Source organism: Weissella sp. ESL1156 (genome assembly GCF_058505625.1).
Genome location: NZ_CP196372.1, coordinates 1,915,172 through 1,930,161, shown reverse-complemented (window position 1 = coordinate 1,930,161; position 14,990 = coordinate 1,915,172). Strand labels below are relative to the sequence as shown.

The 14,990-nt window shown below is 40.7% G+C and carries 7 protein-coding genes, 6 tRNA genes and 3 rRNA genes; 1 reads left to right on the top strand and 15 read right to left on the bottom strand.

The window, feature by feature from the left end:
• Positions 1–39: 39 nt before the first annotated feature.
• From ACSKY2_RS09610 to ACSKY2_RS09600, 3 genes are read right to left on the bottom strand one after another with little or no spacing between them, the layout of a single operon-like run.
• Positions 40–987 (bottom strand): PTS system mannose/fructose/sorbose family transporter subunit IID, encoded by a 948-nt coding sequence (locus ACSKY2_RS09610; protein WP_489839936.1) that lies wholly within the window; start codon positions 985–987, stop codon positions 40–42.
• 19 nt (positions 988–1,006) lie between these two features.
• Positions 1,007–1,807 carry a PTS mannose/fructose/sorbose transporter subunit IIC gene (locus tag ACSKY2_RS09605; protein WP_489839937.1) on the bottom strand — a complete coding sequence of 267 codons (801 nt, stop codon included), beginning with the start codon at positions 1,805–1,807 and terminating at the stop codon, positions 1,007–1,009.
• 44 nt (positions 1,808–1,851) lie between these two features.
• Positions 1,852–2,829 carry a mannose/fructose/sorbose PTS transporter subunit IIB gene (locus ACSKY2_RS09600; RefSeq protein ID WP_489877589.1) on the bottom strand — a complete coding sequence of 326 codons (978 nt, stop codon included), beginning with the start codon at positions 2,827–2,829 and terminating at the stop codon, positions 1,852–1,854.
• 226 nt (positions 2,830–3,055) lie between these two features.
• On the opposite strand from ACSKY2_RS09600, the gene ACSKY2_RS09595 reads away from it, so the two are divergent.
• The gene (locus ACSKY2_RS09595) at positions 3,056–5,869 is read left to right on the top strand and encodes a YfhO family protein (RefSeq protein WP_489877588.1); all 2,814 of its coding nucleotides are present in this window, start codon (positions 3,056–3,058) and stop codon (positions 5,867–5,869) included.
• A gap of 143 nt (positions 5,870–6,012) precedes the next feature.
• On the opposite strand, the gene ACSKY2_RS09590 is transcribed toward ACSKY2_RS09595, so the two are convergent.
• The 12 genes from ACSKY2_RS09590 to ACSKY2_RS09535 all read right to left on the bottom strand — a co-directional run bounded on the left by ACSKY2_RS09590 (position 6,013) and on the right by ACSKY2_RS09535 (position 14,983).
• On the bottom strand, positions 6,013–6,315 hold the full coding sequence (locus ACSKY2_RS09590; protein WP_489839940.1) for a hypothetical protein: 303 nt from the start codon (positions 6,313–6,315) through the stop codon (positions 6,013–6,015).
• A gap of 205 nt (positions 6,316–6,520) precedes the next feature.
• Positions 6,521–6,604 (bottom strand) — tRNA-Leu (locus ACSKY2_RS09585).
• A 27-nt stretch (positions 6,605–6,631) separates the two neighbouring features.
• Positions 6,632–6,704, bottom strand: a tRNA-His gene (locus ACSKY2_RS09580).
• Positions 6,705–6,706: 2 nt separating this feature from the next.
• Positions 6,707–6,780 (bottom strand) — tRNA-Trp (locus ACSKY2_RS09575).
• Positions 6,781–6,807: 27 nt separating this feature from the next.
• A tRNA-Asp gene (locus ACSKY2_RS09570) sits at positions 6,808–6,881 on the bottom strand.
• A 2-nt stretch (positions 6,882–6,883) separates the two neighbouring features.
• Positions 6,884–6,956, bottom strand: a tRNA-Val gene (locus ACSKY2_RS09565).
• A 4-nt stretch (positions 6,957–6,960) separates the two neighbouring features.
• Positions 6,961–7,077: ribosomal RNA gene (gene rrf / locus ACSKY2_RS09560) — 5S ribosomal RNA — on the bottom strand.
• Between the two features lie 74 nt (positions 7,078–7,151).
• Positions 7,152–10,067 (bottom strand): 23S ribosomal RNA (locus ACSKY2_RS09555).
• A gap of 202 nt (positions 10,068–10,269) precedes the next feature.
• A tRNA-Ala gene (locus ACSKY2_RS09550) sits at positions 10,270–10,342 on the bottom strand.
• Positions 10,343–10,412: 70 nt separating this feature from the next.
• A 16S ribosomal RNA gene (locus ACSKY2_RS09545) occupies positions 10,413–11,988 on the bottom strand.
• The 16S, 23S and 5S rRNA genes sit together here with 6 tRNA genes alongside, the layout of an rRNA operon.
• A gap of 445 nt (positions 11,989–12,433) precedes the next feature.
• Entirely contained in the window at positions 12,434–14,611 is a 2,178-nt protein-coding gene (locus ACSKY2_RS09540) for an LTA synthase family protein (protein WP_489877587.1), read from the bottom strand.
• A gap of 117 nt (positions 14,612–14,728) precedes the next feature.
• The gene (locus ACSKY2_RS09535; RefSeq protein ID WP_489839942.1) at positions 14,729–14,983 is read right to left on the bottom strand and encodes a DUF1797 family protein; all 255 of its coding nucleotides are present in this window, start codon (positions 14,981–14,983) and stop codon (positions 14,729–14,731) included.
• Positions 14,984–14,990: the final 7 nt, after the last annotated feature.

Genomic DNA, 14,990 nt, shown 5'->3' with positions numbered 1-14,990 from the left:
ACCTCATCTTTTATTTTATCAAATTTATTGAAAATTGGTTTATGACATAATGCCAAAGGCGTATGCCAAGATACCAACAATGAACAATCCGAAGATAATTGTAATTGCTGATACACGCTTACGTAGTAACCAAAGTACAATGAACATCAACAATAATGGTGCCAAACCTGGCAACAATTGATCCAATGTATCTTGTAATGTCGTCACTTTGTAAGCTGTTAATGATTGACCACCTTGAATCTTTGTTACAACATCAGCAATTTGTGAAGCTGAAACATCACCATTGTTGATTGCCTTAGCCAATCCTGGTACACCAGCTGTCGCATCACTTTGGACCTTAACCTTAGACATCACCATTGGGAAGTTCATGGTTGTCCAACGAGGAACCAACACACCCATGATAAACATACCTAAGATTGAAGCACCCGTGGTGATCTTTTGCATAGCACCACCAGCCAAATCTTGTGTAATATTTGTTCCTTCTTTGTAACCCAATTGTTGGGTATACCATAGGAACAACATACGAATCAAATTCCATACCACAAAGAAGATAATTGGTCCCAAAATTGACCCTGTTTGGGCCATACCAGCAGCGAAAGCGCCTAAGACAGGACGCATCGTTCCCCAGAAAATAGGATCTCCAACACCAGCCAAAGGCCCCATCATTCCAACCTTAACACCGTTGATACCTTCATCATTGATTTCGGCACCATTTGCACGTTGCTCTTCCATGGCAAGCTCAACACCTAAAATAGGTGAGGCGACATATGGATGCGTATTAAAGAATTCCAAGTGACGCTTCAATGCAGCTGCACGATCTTCTTTTGATTTGTACAGACGACGGATACCGGGAATCATTGAAAATGCCCAACCGACGTTTTGCATACGTTCATAATTCCAAGAAGCTTGCAAGAAAGTTGAACGCCACCAAGTATTAACTAGATCACCTTTAGTCAAGTGAACTTCATTTTTTTCATTTTCACTCATGATGTACTATCCTCCAAGCCTAATAGTTATTTAAAATGGTATCAATTGGATCACCATTTGAACTGTTTGAACCACCCTTGCCTGAACCGCCACCATTAAACTTTGGTGATAGTTGTAGATAGATCAAGGCCAGTACAAGACCAATCATACCCATTGCAATCAAATTCAATTCTGTAACTGCTGACAATGCAAATCCTAAGAAGAAGAATGGCCATAGTTCAGCAGTTGCCATCATGTTGATAACCATGGCATATCCAACAACCACGATAAAGCCACCAGCAACAGCCAATCCCTTTGTGATAACATCAGGAATTGCGTTCAAAGCAGTATTAACAGGACCAGCACCCACGGCCATCACGATAATAACAGGAATTGCAATACGCAAACCTTGTAATGCTAAGGCTGACCAGTGAACAGTTTCAACACCGCGTAAACTACCCTTTTCAGCCTGCTTATCAGCAATATGAGCTAAAGCAACTGTAATTGTACGAACACCAATTGTCAAAACTTGTCCAGCAACAGCCAATGGAATAGCAATCGCCATACCAGTATCAACACTAACTTGTGCTGGACCAGTAACAAGGTAAGCTGATACAGCTGATGCTAATGCCGCATCTGGTGCAACAGCTGCCCCAATGTTCATCCATCCTAAGGCAAGCATTTGTAATGTTCCACCAAGAATAATACCCTCAGTTACATGACCATTTGCCAACCCAATCAATGTGGCAGCAACTAGTGGTTGATGAAACTGGAATTGATCTAGAATTCCATCCATTCCAGCAAGGAATGCAAATAGAACTACGAAAAACGCTGAAATCATGCGTTATCCTCCCGAATAATTTCTCTAATAAATTAAAAAACAAATTATGACTTCTTCAACAAGTCAAAGACATCTTTACCTTGATCAGCTGGTACTTTACGAACATCGAAAGTCACACCATTATCGCGTAGGTATTCCAATGTCTTAATATCCTCATCATCAACAGCAACAGCATTTGTTAGCATCCGCTTGCCTTCTGAATGAGACATTGATCCAATGTTAACTTCATTTAACTTTACGCCACCTTCAACCGCTTTTGCGACATCTTGTGGTGTTTCAAATAATAATAGTGCCTTAACAGATGCAAAACGTGGATCATCCCAAACATCAACCAACTTTTGAATGGGCACAACGTTTACTTTGACACCAACCGGTGCCGCTTGCGTCAACAAAGTCTTACGTAATTCATCTTTTGCAACACTATCTGAAACAACAATGATTCGGTTTGGTGCTACCGTCTTAGTCCATGCCGTTGCAACTTGTCCGTGCAACAAACGTGAATCAATACGTGCCAAACGAACATCCATCGTTGCCGTGCCCGTGTGAATGACTTCGTTCACATCACCAGCCTCTACAACAGGTTGTGCATCTTCTGAAGTATTTTCAGTCGTTGCTGTTGTTTCCTCCGTCTCAGGTAGGGTTTTAACACCATCTCTTGCAACTGGCATCAAGTAACTTGCTATCTCAGCAGCCGTTTCCATTGTAAAACGTGCCCCATAAGCTTCTACTAACATTGGCAAGTTCAAGCCTGTAATAATCGCCATACGATCTTCATGCAAAGCTTGAATACGAGATGCAGCGTTAAATGGTGATCCACCCCACAAATCAACGAGGAACAAGACCTGTCCCTCAGGTTCAAATGTTGCAAGTGCATCCTCAAACTTTTTCATCAAATCTTCTGGACCTTCGTTGGGCATAAATGTTACAACTTGCACATTTTCTTGCTCCCCAAAAATCATTTGACCTGACTGTCGGATACCCACAGCAAATTCACCATGACTAGCAATAATGAAATTTACCATAATTGCCACGCTCCTTATTTATATAATAGTGACACAAGTACAATCCATACTTGTACTTGTCTAATTATAGACTAAGTTATGCAATCTGTAAACGGTTACACACTTACTCTTAATTATTTAATATATTTTTTAAAAACTACTTTGTCGCTTATTTTTGTGTATTTTTTTCATAAGCTATTCTTGGAAATGATATAATATCTTGGATAGTCTTCTGGAGGTATCAAACATGCAATTGCATCTTAAATGGTCTTATCGATCACTTATTACCTATACAATTTATTTTTTTATTATCGCATTATTTATTTTTATGCCCTATTATTTGACTGATACTTCATTAGTTTGGCAATCTGATGGTATTGCCCAACATGTGCCAGCCTTAGTACACTGGCAAAATGATTTAAAAGATATTATTCATAACCATTATTTACCGACAAGTTGGCAATGGCAACTCGGTTTAGGGGCAGATTATTATCAAACTTTTTCCTACTATACACTAGGTGATATTTTTAGCTATGGCGTTGCCTTTATTTCTAAATCACATCTATTAAACTATTACAACTTCATGATTATTGTCAGGTTATATCTTGCTGGTGTGGCCTTCTTAGTAGCTGCCCATCATTGGTTCAAAAAAAGACCTATTTGGCAGTATCAATTAGCCGCTTTTAGTTATGTGTTCTCTGGTTATACAGCCTTTGCCGTTTTTGAACATCCCTTTTTCATTAATCCATTAATCATTTTCCCATTGCTTATTTTAGCAATGGATTATGCACTATCAAAACAAAATTATATTTTCTTAATTGTCATGATTTTTTGGACACTTTGGAACAATTTTTATTTCGCATTTATGATGGTCATTGGCTTAGGAATATTCTGGGTCGGCTATCAATTTTATCATCATACATGGACGAAGTGGACAACACATTTTAAGGTATTACTCGCTAGCATAATCGGTAGTTTACTAGCAAGTCCATTGTTCATTCCTAGTGTGAATGCAGTCTTTAGTTCTGCACGTTCAAATAATGAACTGGCTAATGGTCTCACCCTTTATCCCTTATACTATTACTTTGCGTTACCGGGAAATTTAATTGCTAACCTGACAACACCATCATTTTGGTTAACTGGTGGTTTTAGCGCACTAAGTGTCATGGCAATTATTTTTAGTTTACGTCGTTGGCATCAATATCGTTATTTTAATTATCTATGGATTATTTGTTCAATAGGTGTCTGTCTACCAGCTTTTGCTGCTATTTTAAATGGCGGTTCCTCACCTTCTAATCGCTGGTTATTCCTAATTTTATTACCGGCAAGCTTTATATTGTTGCAAATGCTTAATGATTTAGCCAATCTTTCAAAGCGTGACTATCTCTACTTTTTCATTGTTGGTTTAATTGCTAGTTTTTCATTACTTATTATTAGTAATTTTAATTTAAATAATCGCTATGGCGTCATGATTGCTATTTATTTTGTGACGATCATTGTTTTATGGTTAACCCAGTCGACACCACATTTTAAACCAATTTGGTTAGTTGTACTCGTTCTGTCGAATATTTTCTTGTTAACTATCCGCAATCACACAAATAATACCAATCCAGATACGACTGATTCACTGTCTAATCAAGTTGTTCAAACACTAATCAAACAACAACATCAATATTTAAAACCGCAAACAAAAGCGCTCACAAGAGCTTATGTTGACAATCAATTAAATAATGCAACCGGTATTGCACCGGCAACCAACTTACCTATTATTGGACCGTTGAATAATATCGAAAGTTATTGGTCCTTGCAAAATGGTGCTGTAGGTTCCGGACTCGCAAAACTTGCGATTAATACTGCCAATCCTAATGATATTACTGGTAATCTTGACTCTCGTGACGTTCTTAGTAATGTATTGGGCGTTTCGGATCGCTATGAGAATCCAAATTCTCTGACCCCTTATTCATATCAGGTCGTTGCAAATCAAGTTGTTAATGGTCAATCACTTGTACATTCTAAAAATGCTTACCCATTATTATATTTTCCAAAGTATAAAATCAGTCAAACTGACTATGATAAGCTATCACCAACAACTAAGGAGGCTAGTTTAGCAGACAGTATTGTCGTCAAGAATAGTCGCACCAAACAACATTCACAATTTGCAAAATCAGTTAAAACAGCACCAATTCGGACAAATCTAACTAAGTCACCGACTAAAAAGTTACATATGACTTATAAAACGAATTCCGATTGGTTACCAGCTGGTTTTTATCTCAGTCCTTCTAAAGATTTAGCTGGCACTGAGCTACATTTGGAACTTTCTAACATTCATTTCCATCCGTATAATATCAAACAACAACAACAGATTGCTTTAACAAAATACCGTTATGATCATCAACAAAATGGTCAAAATGAACAAAACCTTATTGATCGTCGCTATAATGAGAAAGCTTTTACGTGGAATTGGTATAAGCATCACTTTAGTAGTATTGGTAAAGAAATAACGGGTTATACGTTAACTGCAACTTATAATGATATAACGAATACATTCACTCAAACAGGTCAATCAAACTTATCATTTTATAATCCACAAAAGCAAGTAACGCTCAATCTTGGACAAGCAAATGATACAACGAAAGAAACATTCATTCCATTAACATTTAGCAAGGTTGGTGAATATAGTTTTGATGTACAAGTTAAGGCTATTCCTACTGATTATCGATTCAATAAAGTGGCTAAAACAATCCAAAAAACTGCACCTAAATACACATTAACAAATAATCAATTATCAACAACAATTAAAGTGAAAAAGGCAAGTATATTAGCAACAACCATTCCATATAGTAAAGGTTGGACTGCAGTTGATCATTCATCTCGATTAGTGGCATTAGGTACAGGTTTTATTGGAATACCTTTAAAAGCTGGCACGAATCACATTGTCCTGCGCTATCAAACACCAGGTCATCAAATTGCGAAATACGGCTTTCTAATTGGTACCGTTCTGTTAGTCATCATCTTATGTCAACGCTTGATTAGATTCATTTATAATCATAAAACTGACTGAGCGATTAGTGTGTTATATCTGAAAAGGGGACGTTAATCTACCTCATCATTTGGTAGATTGACGTCCCCTTTTTACATGTTAAAATACTGCAATATAATTATGTCAACAAAATAAATGTTGTTTAATACTTTTCTTATTTATTATTAAAATTTATCAGCAGAAAACCATTCAGCAATGGTTAGCCACTGATTCGTCTCTTTACTTTTAATTTTGTACGCCGTGATGTCATATAGCGTTTTGCGATCACCATCTAAAGGTGACCAATAAGTTTCATCAGCTCGACGAATAACGTCCCAATGAAAATAATTCTTTTCCTCATTATTTTCATCACGTACTAAAAATCCATCCGATAAAGAAATATTTTTTTCACCAACTTGAGGACCAGCTACACTAAAATCTACCATTAACTGTTGATGCGTCTCACTAGTGATTGGTTTATTTGTCATTTATTCTGTTCCTTTCTAAAAAAAATATATTCTAATTAATTATAACTAATCTAACATATGTCAAAAATAAATTAATCATCAGTGCTATCTTTAAAAATTCGTTTGTTTTAATACTTCACTTGATTTCCTTATATTAGTAACAACGGTTCTTTATAAAACAAAAATCCCTAAGAGCCTATAAAAAGACTATCAGGGACCATACTAATGCCGTCGATGGGGGTCGAACCCATACTCCCTTGCGGGAACTGGATTTTGAGTCCAGCGCGTCTGCCAATTCCGCCACAACGGCATCATATTAAATACTACATCATTAAAGGGCGGTAGATGGGGATCGAACCCACGCGTGCCGGAACCACAAACCGGTGTGTTAACCACTTCACCACTACCGCCATGGCAGGGGTAGAGGGAATCGAACCCCCGCCGACGGTTTTGGAGACCGTTGTTCTACCGCTAAACTATACCCCTATGATATGATGTAATACTTAATTGAAACGGTCACAACGGGACTCGAACCCGTGATCTTTCGCGTGACAGGCGAACGTCATAACCAGCTAGACCATGCGACCAATGGACGTTACAGGGTTCGAACCTGTGACCCCCTGCTTGTAAGGCAGGTGCTCTCCCAGCTGAGCTAAACGTCCATATGCATCGCAATGTCCTATCCTCGCAGGAGGCGATCCTCCAACTACTTTCGGCGTAACTGAGCTTAACTGCTGTGTTCGGTATGGGAACAGGTGTGACCTCAGTGCCATCATCACGACACGTTTCTAATTGAGTGAACTTAGTTCCCTCAAAACTGAATCATAACTGCTTTTTTGCCTTACACCACTTGCTACTTGGTTAAGTCCTCGAACCATTAGTACTAGTCCGCTCCATGCGTCACCGCACGTCCACTTCTAGCCTATCTACCTCATCATCTTTGAGGGGTCTTACTTCATTACTGAATGGGAAATCTCATCTCGAGGCGAGTTTCACACTTAGATGCTTTCAGCGTTTATCTCATCCGTACATAGCTACTCAGCGATGCTCCTGGCGGAACAACTGATACACCAGTGGTACGTCCACCCCGGTCCTCTCGTACTAAGGGCAGCTCCTCTCAAATTTCCTACGCCCGCGACGGATAGGGACCGAACTGTCTCACGACGTTCTGAACCCAGCTCGCGTACCGCTTTAATGGGCGAACAGCCCAACCCTTGGGACCGACTACAGCCCCAGGATGCGATGAGCCGACATCGAGGTGCCAAACCTCCCCGTCGATGTGGACTCTTGGGGGAGATAAGCCTGTTATCCCCAGGGTAGCTTTTGTCCGTTGAGCGATGGCCCTTCCATGCGGAACCACCGGATCACTAAGCCCTACTTTCGTACCTGCTCGACTGGTAAGTCTCACAGTCAAGCTCCCTTGTGCCTTTACACTCTACGAATGATTTCCAACCATTCTGAGGGAACCTTTGGGCGCCTCCGTTACCTTTTAGGAGGCGACCGCCCCAGTCAAACTGCCTGCCAGACACTGTCTTCCACCACGCTTAGTGGTGTGAGTTAGAGTGTTCATACAACGAGGGTAGTATCCCACGTTTGCCTCCATCGAAACTAGCGTCCCGATTTCTACGGCTCCTACCTATGCTGTACAAGCTGCACAAACACTCAATATCAAGCTACAGTAAAGCTCCATGGGGTCTTTCCGTCCTGTCGCGGGTAACCCGCATCTTCACGGGTCTTTAAATTTCACCGAGTCTCTCGTTGAGACAGCGCCCAGATCGTTACGCCTTTCGTGCGGGTCGGAACTTACCCGACAAGGAATTTCGCTACCTTAGGACCGTTATAGTTACGGCCGCCGTTTACTGGGGCTTCAATTCGTACCTTCGCCGAAGCTAAGCACTCCTTTTAACCTTCCAGCACCGGGCAGGCGTCAGCCCCTATACGTCATCTTACGATTTTGCAGAAACCTGTGTTTTTGATAAACAGTCGCCTGGGCCTATTCACTGCGGCTCAGCTTGCGCTGAGCACCCCTTCTCCCGAAGTTACGGGGTCATTTTGCCGAGTTCCTTAACGAGAGTTCACTCGCTCACCTTAGGATGCTCTCCTCGACTACCTGTGTCGGTTTGCGGTACGGGCAGGTAAACACTAACTAGAAGCTTTTCTCGGCAGCGTGACATCACAGACTTCCCTACTTGATTTCGGTCCTCATCACAACTTGTCCTTATGACAGCAAGCATTTAACTCACTCTCAGACTTATTGCTTGACCCAGCTTTTCCAACTGCTGGGTTCTGTTAGCCTTCTGCGTCCCTCCATTGTTCAAACATGTTCACCTGGTACAGGAATCTCAACCTGTTAGCCATCGACTACGCCTTTCGGCCTCGCCTTAGGTCCCGACTAACCCTGGGAGGACGAGCCTTCCCCAGGAAACCTTAGTCATACGGTGGACAGGATTCTCACCTGTCTTTCGCTACTCATACCGGCATTCTCACTTCTAAGCGCTCCACCAGTCCTCACGGTCTGACTTCATCGCCCTTAGAACGCTCTCCTATCGCGCCACTAATGTGGCACCCGTAGTTTCGGTGGTGTGTTTAGCCCCGGTACATTTTCGGCGCAGAATCACTCGACTAGTGAGCTATTACGCACTCTTTAAATGGTGGCTGCTTCTGAGCCAACATCCTAGTTGTCTATGCAACTTCACATCCTTTTCCACTTAACACACACTTAGGGACCTTAACTGACGATCTGGGCTGTTCCCCTTTCGACAATGGATCTTATCACTCACTGTCTGACTCCCGGACATACGTGATTGGCATTCGGAGTTTATCTTAATTTAGTAACCCGAGATGGGCCCCGCACCAAAACAGTGCTCTACCTCCAACACGCTATCTTCCGAGGCTAGCCCTAAAGCTATTTCGGAGAGAACCAGCTATCTCCAAGTTCGATTGGAATTTCACCGCTACCCACACCTCATCCCAACATTTTTCAACATGTACGGGTTCGGGCCTCCAGTGCGTTTTACCGCACCTTCACCCTGGACATGGGTAGGTCACCTGGTTTCGGGTCTACAACAACATACTCGAACGCCCATTTCAGACTCGCTTTCGCTACGGCTCCGGTCTTTCCACCTTAACCTTGCATGTTATCGTAACTCGCCGGTTCATTCTACAAAAGGCACGCTATCACCCATTAACGGGCTCTAACTTGTTGTAGGCACATGGTTTCAGGAACTTTTTCACTCCCCTTCCGGGGTGCTTTTCACCTTTCCCTCACGGTACTGGTTCACTATCGGTCACTAGGGAGTATTTAGCCTTACGAGATGGTCCTCGCAGTTTCCGACCGGATTTCACGTGTCCGGCCGTACTCAGGATCCTACACGGGAGTTTGCTTACTTTCGCATACGGGGCTATCACCCTGTTTCGCTCAGCTTCCCAGCTGCTTCTGCTAATAAACAAATTTGTAACTCCACAACGGTAGTCCTACAACCCCAGTGTGCAAGCACACTGGTTTGGGCTCCTCCGCGTTCGCTCGCCGCTACTGACGGAATCGATTTTTCTTTCTTCTCCTGTTGCTAATGAGATGTTTCAGTTCACAACGTCTACCTTCGTTCAACTATGTATTCATTGAACGATAACTTGCATCACAAGTTGGGTTCCCCCATTCGGAAATCCCCGGATCATAGCTTACTTACAGCTCCCCGAGGCATATCGGTGTTAGTCCCGTCCTTCATCGGCTCCTAGTGCCAAGGCATTCACCATGCGCCCTTAATAACTTAACCGATCAACTCTCGTTGATGATTTCGTTTGAGTATTGTGACTCAATGGTCACAAGCGATTTTAAACTGATTTAAAAAACTCAAAAAATTACGCGGTGTATTTTTTCGGCTCAATTTAATTGATTAATATCAATTGAAATAAATTTAAAAATTTACAATTATGATTCAGTTTTCAAAGAACTAATAAGCAACCGTTTGGTTGCGATGGAGAATATCGGGATCGAACCGATGACCTCCTGCTTGCAAAGCAGGCGCTCTCCCAGCTGAGCTAATTCCCCATATTTGAATGTTAACCACTCAAAACTAAATATCGTTTCGTTGACTGTGTAGGTTTCCGATTTTCCTTAGAAAGGAGGTGATCCAGCCGCAGGTTCTCCTACGGCTACCTTGTTACGACTTCACCCTAATCATCTGTCCCACCTTAGACGGCTGGCTCCTAAAAGGTTACCCCACCGGCTTTGGGTGTTACAAACTCTCATGGTGTGACGGGCGGTGTGTACAAGACCCGGGAACGTATTCACCGCGGCGTGCTGATCCGCGATTACTAGCGATTCCGACTTCATGTAGGCGAGTTGCAGCCTACAATCCGAACTGAGACATACTTTAAGAGATTAGCGCACCCTCGCGGGTTGGCGACTCGTTGTATATGCCATTGTAGCACGTGTGTAGCCCAGGTCATAAGGGGCATGATGATTTGACGTCATCCCCACCTTCCTCCGGTTTGTCACCGGCAGTCTCACTAGAGTGCCCAACTGAATGCTGGCAACTAATAATAAGGGTTGCGCTCGTTGCGGGACTTAACCCAACATCTCACGACACGAGCTGACGACAACCATGCACCACCTGTCACCTTGTCCCCGAAGGGAACATCCTATTTCTAGGATTAGCAAGGGATGTCAAGACCTGGTAAGGTTCTTCGCGTTGCTTCGAATTAAACCACATGCTCCACCGCTTGTGCGGGTCCCCGTCAATTCCTTTGAGTTTCAACCTTGCGGTCGTACTCCCCAGGCGGAGTGCTTAATGCGTTAGCTGCGACACTCAAGGGCGGAAACCCTCGAACATCTAGCACTCATCGTTTACGGTGTGGACTACCAGGGTATCTAATCCTGTTTGCTACCCACACTTTCGAGCCTCAACGTCAGTTACAGTCCAGAAAGCCGCCTTCGCCACTGGTGTTCTTCCATATATCTACGCATTTCACCGCTACACATGGAGTTCCACTTTCCTCTACTGCACTCAAGTCATCCAGTTTCCAAAGCCATTCCTCAGTTGAGCTGAGGGCTTTCACTTCAGACTTAAATAACCGTCTGCGCTCGCTTTACGCCCAATAAATCCGGATAACGCTTGGAACATACGTATTACCGCGGCTGCTGGCACGTATTTAGCCGTTCCTTTCTGGTAAGATACCGTCACACACTGAACAGTTACTCTCAGTGCCGTTCTTCTCTTATAACAGTGTTTTACGAGCCGAAACCCTTCCATCACACACGCGGCGTTGCTCCATCAGGCTTGCGCCCATTGTGGAAGATTCCCTACTGCTGCCTCCCGTAGGAGTATGGGCCGTGTCTCAGTCCCATTGTGGCCGATCAGTCTCTCAACTCGGCTATGCATCATGGCCTTGGTAAGCCTTTACCTTACCAACTAGCTAATGCACCGCGGGTCCATCTCTTAGTGATAGCAGAACCATCTTTCAACCAACAACCATGCGGTTGTTGGTATTATACGGTATTAGCACTTGTTTCCAAATGTTATCCCCTGCTAAGAGGTAGGTTACCCACGTGTTACTCACCCGTTCGCCACTCTTTGTCAGATAAAATCAAATCTGAGCAAGCTCGTCATTTCATTTAAAGACAAAGCGTTCGACTTGCATGTATTAGGCACGCCGCCAGCGTTCATCCTGAGCCAGGATCAAACTCTCATTTTAAAAGCTTGAGTATAACTCATTGTTTTTTGTTGTTTAACAGAAGTTAAACGAATTTATTAGCGAATTGACTTCGCAAATGTTTTTGTATCAAGCAAATTGCTTGATGACCCTACACATTTGTTTCATCGAAACGATATTCAGTTTTCAATGATCAACATTTTGCTGTCGCATCGACAACTAAGTTAATTATACAGATATTAATTTAAAAAGTCAACATTTTTTTACACGCCATACTATTCTGTGAATACATTTATGACCGCTCGTATAATATACCTTAGAAATGAACGTTCGTCAACGGCAACTTTTATTTTTATTTTCACGAACAATCCAAGAATTCTCTGATTATATGCAAAACATTTATTTAATAAACAAAGAGCTCATAATCAATTTACTAACAAACTGATTATGAGCTCTTAAATGTGTTTCAAAGGATCAATCCCTTTATTTATTGATTTTCACTAGAAGAATTACTTTCACTACTACTATTATTATCATCCGAATTGTCGCCAGATGAAGTTGCTTCTTGAATAGTCTGTGGTGTACCACCTAATTCTGGTGCATCTGTAATATAATCTTTCAAAGTTGATTGATTATTATGCTTAGCCTTAACAGAAGTATTTTCCTTTTTATTCATCTTCTTTAACAATTGTAAGCCATTTGCTTTTTGATAAGAATAATCTTTCTTATTGACCTTTTTAAAGCCTTCAGGTGTGTAAAAACGTAGTAGATCACCTGTTTGAACATCATCAGAATATGTCAACATCTTATCAACGTATTTCTGAGTGTCATCAATAATTTCTTTCGCACGTGGATCTTCTTTCGGATTAATCTTTGTACCCGTAGTTGTGACATAATAATTACCACCGTACTTCATATATTCTGCCGATACCCAGTCACCATTTCTAAATGGTACAATCTGGCGACGATTGGTACCAAGCAAGTCTTGACCAAATTGAATATTATTTTGTGTTGACACACCTAATAGATGAAGCAATGTTGGCATCACATCAATTTCACCACCATAAGTATGATTAATACCACCTGTTAAACCAGGCGCATGAATCATAAATGGTACCTTTTGCCAATTAGCCAAATCATAATTCGAAATACTGCTCTTACCAGTTAACTTAGCAATAGCTGCCTTGTGGTTTTCAGAAATGCCATAATGATCACCATACAGTACGATCATTGAATTATCATATAATCCTGACTTCTTCAACCAACTCAAAAATTCACCAAATGATTGATCTAAGTAACGTGCTGTTTGTACATAACCGTCAACCGTTTTGTCATTTGTCTTCGTTTTGGCAATCGACGCATTTTGACTATCTAAATCATAAGGATAGTGATTCGTGACTGTAATAATTTTCGAATAAAATGGCTGTGGTAATTGTTCCAAATACTTTGCCGAATCTTTCAGGAAAATTTTATCCTTCATACCATATCCTATATTATAGTCAGCATTGTTTGCGTTCTTATAATATGGTTTGCTAAAGAAATAATCATATCCCCAAGATTTATAAGTATTATCACGATTCCAAAATGAGGCGACATCTCCATGAAAAGCTGCTGTCGTATAACCTTGCTGATCTAGGATAGCTGGCACAGCTTGATAAGTATTAGAAGTACCATAATTTACCATTGCTGACCCTGAAGCTGTCCCAAACAAACCAGTTTCCAACATCATCTCAGCATCAGCTGTTTTCCCTTGACCAACTTGATTATAAAAATTATCAAATGATAATGTATTTTGATCATGGTAGAACTTATTTAAATTAGGTGTGACTTCCACACCATTTGACTTGTAATCGATCAGGAATTGTTGAAATGATTCCAAATGGAAAACAATCACATTCTTTCCTTTTTCCTTACCAAAATAAGTTGCATTTTGTAAAGTCTGATTACCCTTTAAATAATTTTTAATTTTATTCAAATCATCTGCTTTGGCATCTTTCTTTATATCTGCCGTTTGCTTTGTTTTAAAAATATTATAAGCAGCGTACTCATTTAATCCCAAATATTTAACGATATAGTTATTATCAAAAGTTCTTGTTAACAAACCCGATCTATCTTTACTTGATAGACCATAACCTACCAACATCAAAACAACACCGAATAGGGTTGTTAATGCAGCAAAACGTTTCTGAACAACGACTTTATCATACTTAATTCGTTTAAATACCAAAAGTAAAACCAAGATGATGATATCGAGAAATACTAAAAAGTCGGCTGGACTAATGATACCAGCAATGGATTTTCCTAAATTATTATCAACCGAGCCACCTGAATTAATAATATTCAGTGACAAAAAATCTGAAAACTCACGATAGTAAAGCATATTTGCAAATAGCCAAAGTGATTGAATCAGATTAATCAAAACCATTAACCAATAAGCAACTCTTCCTCTAAAGTAAAGTGCGATACTGAGTAAAATAATCGCAGTTGGTAATGGATTAATTACTAAGATGAATTCTTGCAGCGTTCCTTTAACACCTAAAGAAAAGCTCGTCTGATAAGCCCAGTATGTTTTCAACCATACTAAAAATACAGACAACAAGAAGAAACCAACGGTATCGTTGAAATCCGGCCATTTTTTCTTAATGGCTAATAAAACTCGTTGCATTTTATTTTCTCCAAATATTATTTGACTAAATTTAGCCATTAATTTAAAAACTTCGTACACAAATTATTCATCAAACAAATATCCTATGAAATTCACCATAAATATTCCTTATATTTACTAAAATGATTCTTTAAACTCTACTAATGTTTCATAGATGTCGATTGCAAGTAAATCAACATCATCAAACGCAAAACGTCTATGCTCTTTTTGATTTATTTCTAATGCAAATATTCCTGATGCTGCATCATAAAACACTGTTATAACTGGTACACCAAAGACACTAAAATCGCGTTGCTGTATTGTTGCCCGGGTGTCTTTCACCATCGCATTAATACGTCGGACAATTTTACTTAAATCATTTTCCATCAACATTCGTCAC